This window comes from Pseudomonas sp. BR20 (genome assembly GCF_050780135.1).
Lineage (GTDB): Bacteria > Pseudomonadota > Gammaproteobacteria > Pseudomonadales > Pseudomonadaceae > Aquipseudomonas.
In genome coordinates this window covers 2,055,742-2,071,696 of sequence record NZ_CP172012.1, presented here as the reverse complement: position 1 = coordinate 2,071,696, position 15,955 = coordinate 2,055,742, and the positions used below count along the sequence as shown (strand labels likewise).

Annotated in this window: 13 protein-coding genes; 1 reads left to right on the top strand and 12 read right to left on the bottom strand. The window is 48.0% G+C overall.

The annotated features are described in order from the left end of the window. Positions 1-2: 2 nt before the first annotated feature. From gmd to ACHPFG_RS09335, 12 genes are all read right to left on the bottom strand, one after another. Positions 3-1,127, bottom strand: a complete 1,125-nt coding sequence (gene gmd, locus ACHPFG_RS09390; protein WP_253394261.1) for a GDP-mannose 4,6-dehydratase — start codon at positions 1,125-1,127, stop codon at positions 3-5. A 29-nt stretch (positions 1,128-1,156) separates the two neighbouring features. Continuing rightward, positions 1,157-2,113, bottom strand: coding sequence for a GDP-mannose 4,6-dehydratase (locus ACHPFG_RS09385; RefSeq protein ID WP_431702201.1), 957 nt, complete (start codon positions 2,111-2,113; stop codon positions 1,157-1,159). A gap of 3 nt (positions 2,114-2,116) precedes the next feature. Further along, on the bottom strand, positions 2,117-3,223 hold the full coding sequence (locus ACHPFG_RS09380) for a glycosyltransferase family 4 protein (protein ID WP_431702200.1): 1,107 nt from the start codon (positions 3,221-3,223) through the stop codon (positions 2,117-2,119). 49 nt (positions 3,224-3,272) lie between these two features. Beyond that, positions 3,273-4,499, bottom strand: coding sequence for an O-antigen polymerase (locus tag ACHPFG_RS09375; RefSeq protein ID WP_431702199.1), 1,227 nt, complete (start codon positions 4,497-4,499; stop codon positions 3,273-3,275). Next, a complete protein-coding gene (locus ACHPFG_RS09370) occupies positions 4,496-5,359 on the bottom strand; it encodes a glycosyltransferase family 2 protein (RefSeq protein ID WP_431702198.1) in 864 nt (287 codons plus the stop codon). The genes ACHPFG_RS09375 and ACHPFG_RS09370 overlap by 4 nt, the downstream gene beginning before the upstream one ends. Before the next feature lie 59 nt (positions 5,360-5,418). After that, entirely contained in the window at positions 5,419-6,693 is a 1,275-nt protein-coding gene (locus ACHPFG_RS09365; RefSeq protein ID WP_431703457.1) for a lipopolysaccharide biosynthesis protein, read from the bottom strand. Between the two features lie 48 nt (positions 6,694-6,741). After that, positions 6,742-7,842 carry a hypothetical protein gene (locus ACHPFG_RS09360; protein WP_431702197.1) on the bottom strand — a complete coding sequence of 367 codons (1,101 nt, stop codon included), beginning with the start codon at positions 7,840-7,842 and terminating at the stop codon, positions 6,742-6,744. 53 nt (positions 7,843-7,895) lie between these two features. Then, positions 7,896-8,801 carry an NAD-dependent epimerase/dehydratase family protein gene (locus ACHPFG_RS09355; RefSeq protein ID WP_431702196.1) on the bottom strand — a complete coding sequence of 302 codons (906 nt, stop codon included), beginning with the start codon at positions 8,799-8,801 and terminating at the stop codon, positions 7,896-7,898. Between the two features lie 223 nt (positions 8,802-9,024). Beyond that, positions 9,025-10,338: a lipopolysaccharide biosynthesis protein RfbH gene (rfbH, locus tag ACHPFG_RS09350; RefSeq protein WP_431702195.1), complete on the bottom strand. Its 1,314-nt coding sequence runs from the start codon at positions 10,336-10,338 to the stop codon at positions 9,025-9,027. 26 nt (positions 10,339-10,364) lie between these two features. Further along, complete coding sequence (gene rfbG, locus ACHPFG_RS09345; RefSeq protein WP_431702194.1) at positions 10,365-11,450, bottom strand: CDP-glucose 4,6-dehydratase; 1,086 nt, start codon at positions 11,448-11,450, stop codon at positions 10,365-10,367. Positions 11,451-11,452: 2 nt separating this feature from the next. Then, positions 11,453-12,226 (bottom strand): glucose-1-phosphate cytidylyltransferase, encoded by a 774-nt coding sequence (rfbF, locus tag ACHPFG_RS09340; RefSeq protein WP_046483522.1) that lies wholly within the window; start codon positions 12,224-12,226, stop codon positions 11,453-11,455. Between the two features lie 13 nt (positions 12,227-12,239). Beyond that, the gene (locus ACHPFG_RS09335; RefSeq protein ID WP_431702193.1) at positions 12,240-13,229 is read right to left on the bottom strand and encodes an FAD-binding oxidoreductase; all 990 of its coding nucleotides are present in this window, start codon (positions 13,227-13,229) and stop codon (positions 12,240-12,242) included. 608 nt (positions 13,230-13,837) lie between these two features. Between ACHPFG_RS09335 and ACHPFG_RS09330 the strand changes: the two genes are divergently transcribed. Then, positions 13,838-15,931: a sulfatase-like hydrolase/transferase gene (locus ACHPFG_RS09330; protein WP_431702192.1), complete on the top strand. Its 2,094-nt coding sequence runs from the start codon at positions 13,838-13,840 to the stop codon at positions 15,929-15,931. Positions 15,932-15,955 lie beyond the last annotated feature (24 nt).

Sequence of the window (15,955 nt, the reverse complement as noted above, 5' to 3'; positions counted from 1 at the left end):
GATCAGTTCTCCGTTGCAACAGGAACCTCATGGCCATGCTGCTTGAGCAAGGCATGACGCTGCGCCACTTTCAAATCTTCCCGCACCATCTCGGCACACATTTCCTGAACCGTGATTTCCGGCGTCCAGCCCAACTTGGTTTTGGCTTTTGTCGGATCGCCAAGCAAGGTTTCAACTTCCGCAGGACGGAAGTAACGCGGGTCAACACGCACCACCACATCCCCCACGCTCAGCGCCGGAGTTTTATCACCCTCAATGGCTTCAACTACCGCGATTTCATCAACGCCGGTACCTTCGAAGCGCAACTTGATGCCAAGCTCGGCCGCCGACCAACGCACGAATTCGCGCACGGAATACTGGACGCCTGTGGCGATCACGAAATCTTCAGGCTCATCCTGTTGCAACATCATCCACTGCATGCGGACGTAGTCCTTGGCATGGCCCCAATCACGCAGTGCATCCATGTTGCCGAGGAACACACATTTCTCAAGGCCTTGAGAGATGTTTGCCAACGCACGGGTAATCTTGCGCGTTACGAATGTTTCGCCTCGACGCGGAGATTCGTGATTGAACAAAATGCCGTTACAGGCGTACATGCCATAGGCTTCACGGTAGTTAACCGTGATCCAGTAAGCGTACATTTTTGCTACGGCGTAAGGAGAGCGAGGGTAGAACGGTGTGGTTTCTTTCTGAGGAATCTCTTGCACCAAACCGTATAGCTCGGAGGTCGAAGCCTGATAAAACTTGGTTTTTTTCTCAAGACCGAGCAGACGAATGGCTTCCAGGATACGCAACGTGCCCATGGCATCGACGTCAGCAGTGTACTCAGGCGATTCAAAGCTCACGGCAACATGGGATTGTGCACCCAGGTTATACACTTCATCCGGTTGAACTTCCTGGATGATACGAGTGAGGTTGGACGAATCGGTCAAATCGCCATAATGCAGCACGAACTTTTGATTATCGACATGCGGGTCTTGGTAGATGTGGTCCACACGCTGGGTGTTGAAGGACGAAGCGCGGCGCTTGATGCCGTGGACTTCGTAGCCTTTTTCAAGCAGAAACTCGGCAAGATAGGAACCGTCCTGGCCTGTAATACCCGTAATAAGCGCTTTTTTAACCGACATAATATTTTCCTTTTAAATAAAACCAGTTTCTAGCCCAGCATGCCCTTGACAACATCTGCAACTTTATATCGTGCCTTCCAGCCCAACTGCCTTTCAGCCTTGGACGGATCTGCGCGACTGACCAACAAATCGGTAGGACGCAAAAACTCAGCATCTACGACGACATGATCCTTCCAGTCGAGATCCAGGCAACGAAACACCTCTGCCACGAATTCCTGCAGGGTTACCGTCGTACCTGTTGCGATAACATAATCCTCAGGGACATCCTGCTGGAGCATGAGCCACATGGCCTCGACATATTCTGGCGCCCAGCCCCAATCGCGCGAGATATCAAGCCTGCCAAGCTTCAATTTTTCAGTCGAACCGCTGGCTATGCGCCGGGCCGTACTGATGATCTTCTGCGTGACAAAACGAGTAGGTCTCAACGGCGATTCGTGGTTGAACAGAATCCCCGTACAGGCGTACAAGTTGTAAGCCGCCCGGTAATTCTCAACCAGCCAGTAGGCAGATGCCTTTGCAACCGCATACGGGCTTGAAGGTTTCAATGCTGTCGCCTCATTGGCCGCTTCGCCAAGCGTATCGCCGAAACACTCACTTGATCCCGCCTGGTAAAGCCTGACGGGGCGCTCAGCCATTCGGCAGGCCTCCAGCATATTCAGCGTACCCAGGGTAATGCTTTGAATCGTCTCGGCCGGCTGCTCAAAAGACAAGCCCACGGAAGATTGGCCAGCCAGATAGTAAACTTCGTCGGGATCACTTTTCCGTAGTGCCATAAAGACACTACGAAAATCCTCGGGCACCATTGAGAGTGTTTTTATTTGCCCCGGTTCGATTCCCAAGCGAGCCCAGTTGCTGAAAGAAGCTCCTTGCGCATCCCTCGAGCTGGCCCAGACAACATAGCCTCTGCTCAACAAAAACTTGGCCAGATAGGACCCATCTTGCCCACTTGCGCCGCAAATCAATGCAACTTTTTGGTCACGGTCCAATACTCACCTCACCACTTGAGTGTAAACATCCATAGTTTTCTCGGCGCAGGAAGCCCACGAAAATTTTTGCAGGCGATTATAACCGGCACTGACCATGGATTGCCTGAGGGACGGCGAGAAAACTACTTTTTCCATCGCAGCAGACATTTCTTCAATGGAGTGCGGATCGAAATAGCAGCCTGCGTCCCCAACCACCTCGGGCATTGAGCTGGAACGACTGACAATGACCGGGCAGCCTTTGGCCATAGCCTCAAGGGGCGGTAGGCCAAAACCTTCATACATAGAGGGATAAACAAAAGCAGCAGCCTGACTGTAGAGATCGCCAAGAACTTTGTCGCTGCCCCCCTGATGCCTAACACGATCCTCAGACAATCCCACGCTATGAATTAGTTCCTTCTCCGCGACAGTGAACGCACCACCGCCAAAACAGGCGATGTCGTAATCTACCTTCAAGGCAGGCGATAGAGCGAACGCTCGTAAAAAACCATGAAAATTCTTGTAGCCAGCTCGGTTACCCACAAACAGTAAATAAGGGCGACGAGAGCTCTCAAGGCTGTCAGTTCTGACACTGACATCGGTAAATGTGTCAAACCCCAAGTAAACAACCGAAACTTTAGACTCGTCCACATCAAATGCCTGGATCAAGTCGTTGCGGGTGCTTTCGGAAATGCAGATGACATGATCGGCTCGCTCAACAGCGGAACGTTTGCGGACACTGATATTGCCCCACTTCGAAAACTCTTCAGGGAATTTTTCGTGGACCATATCGTATACGGTCAAGACCGTGGGGCAGGAACGGCGTGGTGCCTTGAACATTGAGAAGTAGGTTTCGTGAACGATGTCGGGCGACCATGAATTGATTTTTTTGTTTGACATGAAGTGATTCACCGGCAGAGTCAATCGCATCAATTTAGAATTGCGCTTAGCAACCCGTTCGCCTTCCACTATCTGGGCCGAGGTGCTGGACAAATACTCATTACAATGAAAGGGAGCAAATATCTTTGGACTCTGCCCCATTAACATTAGCTCCTCCGCCAAGCTAACGTAATAGCGAGATATGCCCCCATAAACCTGGAGGGCAAAAATTTGATAGTCGAAACCTACTTTCATTTTTAAACTCCCTAACCTTGCTCCGAGCGAAGACAGAGCACAGCAAACTTTAACGCAAACCGGTTGAGCGGGACAGCGTGAGATTAGAAAAAAAGGCAATCAAGGCAAAATAGCCCAAATAAACCAAGGTGAAAAATTCGTTAAAATACATATTCACCGATGACGTGAAAATCGCATATACCCAATAAGACGAAAACAAGTAAAATACAAGTGAACGACTCACCACGAGCGCCCGAGAAACATACCCAAGAAACATAGTATAAATAAAACCGAAACACCCGTAATCCATGAACGTTTCAAGATAATATCCATAGGTATTGAAGCCACCCGCAGATGGGGGCTGCAACTCAAACAAGGAATAATAGTAGTCTTTAGATTGCAGGAGATTAAAAAAAGGTTTTATGAAGGTGTGCAAACCGAAACCATACCCTTGGTCATAGTAGCCCAGAAACCCTCGAAAATTCTCCAACGGCGTAGTGAAATACAAGTAAATCCAAGCAAATGGAATAGACCAAGTAGGCCAACCATCGAGCAACCCAATCTCTAGTAACGCATTGGCGTCCGTTGACGTGCGCATGGTACCGAATACAGTAATAATAACCAAAGCGAACCCGGCACCCAAGATAAGCTTTCGCCAGCGAAATACAATATGCCTCTCCCGTATAAATACAAATGCCGCCATAAACAACTGTGTCATAAGGACGGCACGAGCAAGCGTAGCCATTTGACATATAGCTATAAACAACACCAACAAGTAACAAGTTAACCTACGATAAGAGTATCGCTCAGCGATAAAAACAAATACCGCACTTACTGCAATCCCACACACTACCAAATAATGAACAAATGTCTGAGGGAAATTATAATAAGCTGTTAACTTATCTTCCGCGAGCAAAGGCGGCACCCAATGAGACATAGCCAACTCATAAAAAAATGCAGCACTAAAAAAACAGAACCCACCTAAATTTAGAATAAAAATCTTTCGAGCGCTCCTTGGAACCTTAACCCCCTCGCCTGCGCCAGGCGACAATAAGCAGTGCATAAAAAACCCAAGTATAAACCCAGCGATATAAGAAAGCAGTAGCCCCAACTCCCACCACTGCATATAATTCAGCAATCCCGACTGGTAGGTGAAAAACATCGCAATCGAAGCGAGATGCACATTAACAAAAACAAAAACCAAGTCAAACTTCTTGAATATATATAGAGAGTTGAAAATCATCAACAGCAAAAACAAAAAAATACTTACGTAAATACCGACATCATGAGTGATCATTTTATTTTCCTAATCCAATCTGACAACCAGATAGGAAAAATCAACTTAACCTTATCAGAAACAACTATAGCAACACCTTGCGCCCACAACCAAAACTTATCGGAAACAGACAAGGTTAGTGAGGAGCTCAAAATCCGAACTCGTTGCTGATGACTACTAATCCTCCGCACATCTGAAACACCGCCACTACTTATACTACTAACCACAATACTTACATAATGAAAACTACGCCCTTCAACCCATGCACGCACGACAAAATCATAGTCCGCCGCAGTGCGATATGAGACATCAAACGGTGTAGACACTAGAATAGAGCGAGCAGCAAACAGCGACTGGTGGCTAAACTGCATGCCTTGCTTTAGATACTCTATAACACCTGCCTTTTTTATTTTTTTAAATCCACCATAATCAACTTCTACATCACCGTATATCAAATCTTTCCCGCAGAACCCAGTATCACTGAAGACATCGCTTAAAACAGAGGCATTAAAAAATACGTCGCCAGAATTCATGAAATTAATCCACTCACCCGTCGCAGCCTCGACACCTTTATTCATTGCGTCATAGATACCACCGTCTTTCTCACTCAACCAATAGTCAATGGATAAGTTATTCCTAATAATATCCAACGTACCATCCTCACTACACCCATCGATGATAACGTGCTCAACATTTCCATATGTTTGAGAGGCAATACTCTCAATAGTTCGCTGTAAATTCCCAACATCATTGAAAACGACAGTCACCACCGAAACGAGTGGAAGTCCAGTGTGCACCTTAACGCTACCATTGCCGTCGCCTAGTCTTTTACCCCCCTCTAATCGCAGGACCGCGCCATCGTTTCTTTTCTTATTACTCAAAACCACCTCCAAAACAAAATACCTAGCCGCCCAGAGGACCATACGCAAAGGTCAGCCCATCAAGGCGCCACATCTTCAGTCGATTTGAAATACCAGTACACGCAAATGGGCAACAAAATTGCTGACAAAGATACTGTCAGTATCGATCCGTATATAACTCCCGGCACCCCATAGATACGCGCGATCGTCACAGACAGAGGAATATTAATCACTGCCTGAACAACAGCCAACCACATTTGCACTTTCAACACACCTACGCCGTTCAGGAAGTAAGCATATATATCACTCCACACCCTCAGAAGGACAAACACAGACATGGCCACAAGCAGATTGAAACCGGGATCTAAATAATATCCCGCCCATAAAAAAATAATCTCGTGGCCAAAAAAACATAAAATCATGGAAGGAACAAACAATAACGCACATACCCAGTGCGACCTACGGAGCGTCGTGCTCATCCATGAATAGTCCTTGGCTGCCGCGGCATGCGTGTACCGTGACCATAGCGGCGCCAGAAATAAAGTGCTCATGATCAAAATAGCACTATAGGCCTTAAAGACCAACTCATACTCTGTCAATGCCGCCGGGCCAAAAAGCTTTATAATAATAATCTTATCAGTACTAAATATAACCAAAACAGCCAACTGTATAATAAAAAACTGCCCCCCGAGAGAAGCAATAGCTTTCACTCTATCCAGCTTAAAAAGCTTGCAGCGAGGCATTAACTTTAAATTTTTTCTATAAAAAACAAATGATATCAAAATCGTCGTAAAGACTTGAGACACACCATAAACCACACAAATTACAAACAATGATGGAGCGACTAGGGCATTAGCCAACAAGACTGCTAGCAGCGCAACGAAGTTAGCTAGAAACTGATGAGCCACAGTGAGGAATGTTTTTTTAGACGCGTGAAGCACCTGCAGAATAATTAACAATGTAAAGTTCAACAAAAACAGAAAGACCATAATAGCCATTGACCATTGAAGTTCATATCGCGGAACAACATCCGTACTAAAAACCCCCTGCCAATCAATAAAAAAATTCACAGATAGAAAAGCCGCATACAAAAACAGGCTAAGCATACCCATGGAACCATAGGCAGTACTGACCAATATCGACGACTCTTCAAAGTCACCATTAGATAGTGACTCACTTAATTTATTTCTTAAGCCACTACCGAATCCGAGATCAAAAAACACTACCCATGAAACAACGCTAAAAATAGCGACCCACACACCAAATTTATCCCCTCCCAAATAATGCAACATCAGCGGTAATAGAATAAACGAGCAAGCAATTGCGAGCACTTTAAAAAACAAAGAGCCCCACATATCGAGCAAATATAGGTTAACCTCTCGCCCTCGCAGCAATCTCAAGTTTTAAGCCTCACTTCTAACAATCAATTCAAATATATTAACTGGCACTTGTGGAAAAATAGTGCCGGCTTTATTTTCATCAGCACAAGTTGTAACTGGTGATGCGAGCAGCTTTTGAACAACAACTGCAGCGGCCTGGACATTTCTTGGGAGACGAACGAACGCATCACTGGACACAAACTCTTTTTCGTAACCAAATTCAGTTTCAACAACCGCAACTCTTTTGGCAAAAAAGATCGACTTTTGTAGGGCACCTTCAATGGGGGCAGACCAGAGACTTGGATTCAGTACCAACTCAGACGTTTGAATAGCAGTTTTCAAACCAGTCTCCCAGGTACACTCCTTAAACGTAATATTATTCGCCGTAATGGCACGACCTATGACTTGTTCGCATTGGGTTCTTGAGGAGGGAATAAAAGCGGTATAACCCTCCAGCAACTCGGAGAGTTCTATAAAATATCTTATCCCTTTGGCCAATTGAGGAGCACCATGAAAAACCAAATCGTAACGCGGTATGACCTGGCTTGAACTGGAATTTCTCTCCCGGACTTCTTGCTCCAATTCGCCTGTATCCAGCCCCACTATTCTGATTTTTGTATCAGGACCAAATCGCGCTCGGACAAGTTCTGCCTGACTCACATTTTGAGCGAGAAATGTTATCTGATGAGCTATAGCCTCCAACCGCTCCAAGTATTCTAGGTTCTTGCTTTTTTCTATCTTCACCGGAAAAGGCTGACACGCGGGAAGAGCAAGCCGAGGACTCGATACACACCTCAAACACTCGACTTCAAGTTCCGGATGCAAATTGTACGATTTAATACAAAAGAAACTATTATCCATAACATACAGATAAACCTGGTTCTTCCTAACCATATTTAATAATCTGGCGAAACCAGCAGTCTGTGGATGTACGAACACAATCACCGCATGACTGAGACCTTTGACCTTCCATGCAAATTGGACATTATCAGCTATCCGTAAACCCATTTCGACAGCCACCCTTAGGTACTGCCTTTTATTTAGCATTTGGCCTATCGGCTGTGGACTTCTACGTGAAATAGTGAGAAACCCTGCTGCCTCACCCTGCACCATAAGGTTGCGCATGAGCCTCCCTACGCCACCATTGGATATACCTAACCCACTCACTAGATACTTTTTCATAAGTCCGCTTGTAAAGATGCCTTTATTAACTCTTGAATACCCTCATCAAGATCGACTTTCTTCCAGTCAGGTTCGAGTTCAGGGAGCTTGGCAGGGCACAAAATTTCCCTTGTGCGGTACGGCCGCCCCCCGAACACCGCATTTATTTTTCCTTTCCCATTTTTTTCAACGGCGGCGACCAACTGCTTAACGGTCAATCTAGTCCCACATACAGCCCGGCTCAGGCGCACTGCCTCTGAACTTTCATATAACTTTAACGCCGCCAACTCAAAAGAGTTTGCCACATCTTGGACATGCGAGATGTCGACGATTTGATCCCCAGGGCTCATACTCAATTCAGTAGGACTCCCCAAAGATCGGATCAAAAAGTTGATCAGCTTCGGTCGTTTGTCTCCCACGCCGTAAGTATCAGCCAAAATCAATGAAATAGCTGAAATACCGAACGCATCATGATAATAATCAACGATAACTTCAAAAGATTGCTTAGTTGCAGCATATAAATTGACTGCCTGGCGCTCGTCCTTTCCGGAAAATTGCCACAGCGTACTAGCGAGAACAATGTTGCCTACGCGAGCCTTAACCATGGCATCAAGCAGTTGAGTACCAAATATAATATTGGAAGATATTAAAGAAGGGATATCCGCAGTCTCATGCTCAACGAGCACCAAAGAAGCCAAATGAAAAACAACATCAGGCTTAACCCTAGTCATTATCTCGACTAGTGTTTCCCCAAGACCATCATATAAATGCATGGTACTTTCAGTTAATACATCCTGAATAAGCGATGTGTCCGATCCGTCACGAAGGACTAAAGCGACGGACCAACCATTTTTAAGGAGACTGCGAGCTAGTACCCCACCGATGAAACCGGTTGCTCCTGTTATGAGAGCTATCTTGTTCATTTTATTGCCGCGCAAAAACAAAAGGTGAGATTGGCATGCCAGACTCAAACGATAAGATAGAAGGAGGTATCTTAAACATTACGACTCCCAGCTAGTCATAGTTATAAAAACAGTATCACCGCCATTCGAGACTCGCTTTCAAGGTATACGGTTGATGGAGCACCAGTTAATGCTGGTACAACCCAACAAACGTAATCCTTGAGGCAAGCCATGCCATCTCAACTCAGAAGTTAATACCGAAAAACTCTTCCAACTTCTCGCCGATGTATTCGAACTGTTCCGCCCCCAGGCCAGGGTAAATCCCCAGCCAGAATGTCTGGTTCATCGTACGGTCGGTATTGGTCAGCTTGCCCACTACTCGGTGCTCGACGCCCTGGAAGTAAGGTTGACGTGTCAGGTTGCCTGCAAACAACAAACGCGAGCCAATATTGTTCTGATCTAAGAATTTCAGCAGATCAACGCGTTGGATGCCTGCGCTTTCCTTCAATGTCACTGGAAAGCCAAACCAAGAAGGATCGCTGTTTGGAGTAGGCTCGGCAATTTCGAGGAAGTCTGACAGGCTGCTCAGACGCTCCTTCAGCAGTACATAGTTGCGCTTGCGGGTGTCAATGAACTCCTGAGCACGATCCAATTGCGCAAGGCCGCAGGCCGCTTGCATATCGGTGATTTTGAGGTTGTAGCCTAAGTGCGCGTACACATACTTGTGGTCGTAGCCCTGTGGCAGGCTGCCAAACTGTTGACCAAAACGATCGCCACAGGTGTTGTCACAACCCGGCGCGCAGTAGCAGTCACGCCCCCAGTCACGGAAAGACTCAGCGATAACTTTCAACTGCGGGCTATTGGTGAAAACCGCCCCCCCTTCGCCCATAGTGATGTGGTGAGCAGGGTAAAAGCTCAAAGTGCAGATGTCACCGAAAGTCCCTACCAGCTTACCGTCATAGGTAGCCCCCAAGGCATCGCAGCAGTCTTCGATCAACCACAGGTTGTACTTGTCGCAGATAGCTTTGACTGCACCCAGGTTGAATGGGTTGCCCAAAGTGTGGGCGAGCATGATGGCCTTGGTCTTGGGCGTAATCGCCGCCTCAATCAAATCAGTATCGATGTTGTGGGTGGCCATATCGACATCGACGAACACTGGGATGGCGCCGAACTGCACGATTGGATTGACCGTAGTCGGGAAGCCGGCAGCAACACCGATCACTTCGTCACCTTTCTTGATCGCACGATCACCTAGCTTTGGCGAGGTAAGTGTACTGAAGGCAACCAAGTTGGCAGAAGAGCCAGAGTTGACCGACAGCGCAAATTTAACGCCCAGAAACTCAGCCAGTTTCCGTTCGAACTCTGCATTGAAGCGCCCGGTAGTCAGCCATCCATCCAGGGATGCCTCGACCATCAATTGCAGCTCACGAGCCCCAATAACCTTGCCTGAAGGCGGGATAACACTTTCGCCAGCAACGAAAGGTTTGGGCGCCAGGGCGACTTGAGCATACTGCTCGACGAGTTTACTGATTTCCTGGCGAAGCATATCGGGTGTCATGGCGTTTCCTGCTTGAAAAATATGAGTTACTTGCCGCATGAAGACATGGCGGCCATATAGGCATTGATTTCTGCGAGGCAAAGAGCGTGTACATCATGTCCGTTGAGCCAGGCTCTATGCCAATTCACGATGTATGCCAATGTCGTCTCCAATGACCACGTAGGCGACCAATGCAGATGTGTGCGGGCTTTTGACACATCGAGTTTCAAATAACGGGCCTCATGGGGCTGGGGATTCTGATCCAGGGCCCAGCTTGCGCCTTCCCCCCAGGTGTTCACCATGTGATCCAGAATCCAGTCGACAGGCCGGGCGTCTTCATCCTTCGGACCGAAGTTCCAGCCTTGAGCCACATCCTGACCGCGCGCCCACAGGTTTTCAGCCAACACGAGATAACCACTCAACGGCTCAAGCACGTGCTGCCAAGGCCGGGTCGCCTGGGGGTTGCGGATAATAACCGGCTGCTGCTTCTCGAAGGCGGCGAGTATATCCGGAATTAGGCGATCTTCGGCCCAATCACCGCCACCAATCACATTACCGGCGCGAGCGGACGCGAGAGCGACGGGTTGCTCTTTGCCAAAAAAGGAGTTGCGATACGCTGATGTGACAAGCTCCATGCAGCCTTTGCTGTTGCTGTAGGGATCGTGCCCGCCCATGGGCTCATCTTCTCGGTAGCCCCACTCCCATTCGCGGTTTTCGTAACACTTGTCCGTGGTCACATTAACAATTGCCCGCAGCCCGGGGCATTGACGGGCTGCTTCCAAAACATGCACTGTACCCATCACATTAGTGGCATAGGTCTCGACAGGCTGTTTATAAGAAAGGCGTACCAATGGTTGGGCAGCCATATGAATCAGGATATCCGGATTAAAACTGACCATGCTCTGCGTGACAGCGTGCAGGTCTCTAATATCACCAATCTGAGAGTGCATCCCCTTCTCTATTCGGGCCTCTTCAAAAAGAGCCGGCGTCGTCGGCGGCGCAAGGGCATAACCCGTGACCTCTGCCCCCATACTTTGCAGCCACAGGGAAAGCCAGCTTCCCTTGAAGCCGGTGTGCCCAGTCAGATATACCTTTTTGCCTTCCCAGAAGGCAGGAGTTACAGCGGCTTTCATTTTCACTCCCACGTCTTCCAGGGCGCCTTACCAGACATCCAGAGTTCCTCAAGCAAATGCTTGTCGCGCAGCGTATCCATCGGCTGCCAGAACCCCTGATGCTCGTAGGCCATCAGTTGCTGATCCGAGGCCAGGTTCATCAAAGGCTCCTGCTCCCATACGCTGGCGTCGCCAGTAATGTACTTCAACACCTCAGGCTTCAATACGAAGAAGCCGCCATTGATCATGGCGCCATCGCCTTTGGGCTTTTCCTTGAAATTGAGCACCTGTCCCTGACGAATATCCAGCGCACCAAAACGACCTGGCGGGTATGTCGCCGTCAGGGTTGCAGCCTTACCGTGCTTCTTGTGAAACTCAATGGTCGCACTGATATCGATGTCGCCAACGCCATCGCCATAGGTGAAGCAGAAAGACTCTTCATCCTTCACATAGTCGGCAACACGGTGCAGACGTCCGCCCGTCATGGAGTCATCGCCGGTATCCACCAGTGTCACATTCCAGGCTTCAGCACGCTTATCATGCACCTCCATGGTGTTGTCACGCATATTGAACGTGACATCCGACATATGCAGAAAATAGTTCGCAAAGTACTCTTTTATTACATAGCCTTTGTAACCACAGCAGATAATAAAATCATTGATACCGTGAGCAGAATACATCTTCATGATGTGCCACAAAATTGGCTTGCCACCAATCTCAACCATGGGTTTGGGCCGGGTACTGGTTTCTTCACTCAACCGGGTGCCTAGTCCGCCAGCCAAAATCACAGCTTTCATCTTTTATCCTTAATTAATTTGAGCTCACAAAAGCGTCGGAGTAGAAATTTTTGTGTGGAAGGCCAAGAGTCACAAGTTTTTCTTTAGCCGAATGAATCATATGCTCGGAGCCGCAGGCGTATACCACCGCATCAGCCAAATCGATACCGTCGTGCTCAAGCACGTCCTGCACATAACCGGTGCGCCCCTTCCAACTATCATTGGGTCGTGAAAGCACAGGTACGAAAAAGACTGCCGGCGAACTAAGCTCAGGCTGCCAATAAATGTCCTTGGCGTGACGTCCGCCCCAGTAAACCCATACCTTTTTATTCGCCACCTGCTCAGGGTTGGCTTTCAGTTGCTCAAGAATAGCCTTCACTGGCGCAATTCCTGTACCCGTTGCCAAAAATACCAAATTTTCCGGTGAGGTGTTGCGCAGGGCAAACGTACCCTGCGGCCCCTCAAGCCGGAGCAAGTCATTGGTAGCAAGCTCCTCAAACCAGTATTGGCTCATTACCCCGCCTTCAACCTTACGAATCTGCAACTCCAGCCTCCCATCCTGGCGAGGCGCATTCGCAATGGAGTAGCTCCTCCTCACCCCACCCTTCCCGATGACGTCAATATACTGGCCAGGCATATAGTTCAACGGATCCTTAGGCGGCAACCGCAAGACCACCTCTACCACGTCATCGGCCAGACGCTTGAATGAATCCACGCGACAGGGAAGTGTTTTGCTCTTGATATCCGCAAATTGACTCAAATCCTCGATATCAAGCCGGACATCACTCAAAGCGGTGCGACAACATGTCAAAATGTAACCAGATGCCAGCTCTTCAGGGGACAAGATGGACTCATGATGATGAATGACCTCGGTCTCGCCGATCACATGGGCCTTACAGACCCCACATCGACCAGAACGACAGCTGTACTCAAGGACTACACCTTGCTTTTTTGCACTGTCCAGGAGGGTTACGCCCGGCTCACAGGTGAATGCTCTTTCGTTGGACAAGGTTACAGTTGACATGGTGACCACAGTTCGTTTCTGAAAATTCAAGTTGGAAAGACGCTAGAGGTATGCATTGGCAGACAACCGATCAGCTCAAGATTTGCGGTTATAAGCTTGAGGGCACATCCCGTACATGCTGCCACCCTGCCGCTTACGGCCATCAATGGGCACGAGCGCTATTATCTAACATCACCAGCCGCTTGCTCGAACAGTCGGACCTGAGCAGGCCACTTTCATAGCCACTGACGATAAAAATTGCAGAGACCCACGCAAAGCCGCTAGCCCCCCCTGAATCGAGACATCATTTGAGTGCATGAAGACATCCAGGCACGCAAAAGCTTGTGTTTTATACTCGCGGCTGATTGGCCCACGATTGATGCCGACAACGATAAATTGGCGGATTATACGTCCATTAGACGCTTTCAGTAACCTTTGTATGACTAACCACACTCCATTGCCTCCCAGACAACGGAACGCTGCTAGACGCACCTCAATATGCCAAACCGCGAACGACAACAAAAAACAAACAAGGTTCACAAAATAGCTGAATACATAGGATTTTTCCTATAAAATCGCCAGCATTATAAAAACCGCTCATTTTACCTGCAAAGGAACCGGCAAACTGAATGTCCACCATTTTAAAACGCTCAGCGCTTTCATTCTTGACTGCATCCACTCTGTTTTTATGGATTCCACTTTATGTCGTTTACCTTGCGCTAAGCGACGTAAATTTCAGCATAAAAGAATTTTTCTTTTTTTCGATAGCATTGACCGCCATAGCAAGTAGCGTCCTTTTTTTTGCATCCACAGTTCTGACTTGGTTACGCCTAAACTGGCTAGCAACGGGTATACTTTATTTTATTATATTCTGGACCTGCCTGTCAGGCTTACTATTACCCTTAGCAGGCCAAGCGGGCATGGCGTCTCCTGAGGACTTGCCTATTAACTATCGAAACTTAGTAATCGTAGGCAGCCTGGCACTCATTCTGACCCTGTTGACTTATACAAAAATCAAACCTGCAACCCAAGCGTTCGTACTGATATTGCTTTCAACATCTTTGGGCTCCGCCGCATATACACTTATTGACACAGGAGCGTCTATGGGTCGCTTCTCCGGTCTCTCAAAAAACGATAACGTCATCGTTCTGAGCTTCGACGGTGTAGCCGGTAACGTAGCGAAGCAGGTAATTGAAGAACATCCAGATTTGAAGGCTGCGTTCAAGGACTTGATTTTTTATGACAACGCCATTTCCATAGCGCCAGCAACGGTGGCCTCGCTACGCTCTGAAATTTATGGAAATATGGATTTTAGGGCATTAAGCACCGTATCAGGCGAGCTGAATAATAAGCTATCTAAAAAAATAAACTCCATAAAACGCGAGCAACTAGCTTCCTCGGATGTCATGACGTATGGGGTATACAGTTCGTTCAATGGCACATTATCAGACGTCATCATCCCTGGAACCCTTATCGATAACAGTTTCGGCGAGCAAGCGTCGATTGCCATGAGCTTTTACCCACATATTGCGGCGCGCATTGGTTCTCCCGTTTTGGCCAAATTCGTAGCCGACGAGCTTCGAACCCTTAAACAGACTTATCTGCAAGACTCAAAAGCGGAGCGAACCCTGGTCCATCAAGGCGCGCCGTGGGACGCGCAGAACACCCTACAGCGTGACGATCTGGTAGCGCTCACTCAAAATCTGCACGTTACCAACTCACGACGTACAGTGCGTTTCATGCACTTCCTGCACACCCACTTCCCCGTGGACTTTGACGAAAATTGCACTTACAGAAGCGATAGCGCAGAGTGGTTCAATTCGAATCAAAACTATCAAGGCTTACTGAATGAGACTTACTGCGCACTTCAGCAGACCGCAACTTATATAGAGAAGCTCAAAGCGCTTGGCGTTTACGATCAAACGACTCTCATCGTAAAAAGTGATCATGGCGCGCCTGCCAACTACTTCGAATCTGATCCCGACGGTATCACATTCAACGATCACCCACTATGGGGTTATAACCGATACCGCCCACTTTTGATGATCAAGGCGCCGTCCAGCGCCAATGATTCAATAATATATAACAGCGAACTTAGTAGCCTGGCCGACCTCGCAAAAACACTGTGCCTTCACGCCTCCAGCGATTCTCAATGCAACGAATACACGGGAGTTGACCTTCTAAGCGCAACACCTCAACACGACGACAATAAACTCTATTTAGATGTAGTGAAAGATCAGACTTCGTCTTTTGATTTTGATACTCAGATCACAGTCAGCATTCCCAGAGATAATGATTTTTTATCCGCACTAAAATCCACCGGAGCAATTACATTCAGAGCGTCCGAAATGACGCGCTATGAACAGCGTCTACGCGACCTAGCTGAAATCCGGGACGCTCTGGAAAAATATCACCAGGCAAAAGGCAGCTACCCACTCAGCCAGGGCTTCGACGGTTTATTCAGTATCTGGGGACGCTCTGCGGCCGATTGGATCCCTGGTTTGGCACCTACTTTTATCAAAAAGTTGCCTCGGGATCCCGAACTCAGCCAGGAGAAGACTCCTCAGTACATATATCGATCCAATGGCGCGGGCTACAAGCTACTGGCACACGGCGCTTACGCCTCCTGCACGATCGCCTCAAGGCTAAATCCAGAGTTGCTTGACCCACTCCGCAAGTGCTTCGCCTTCGGCTATTGGAGCGAAGGCGCACAAGGCTGGTAATGGCCAATGGCGCTATCGGACCAA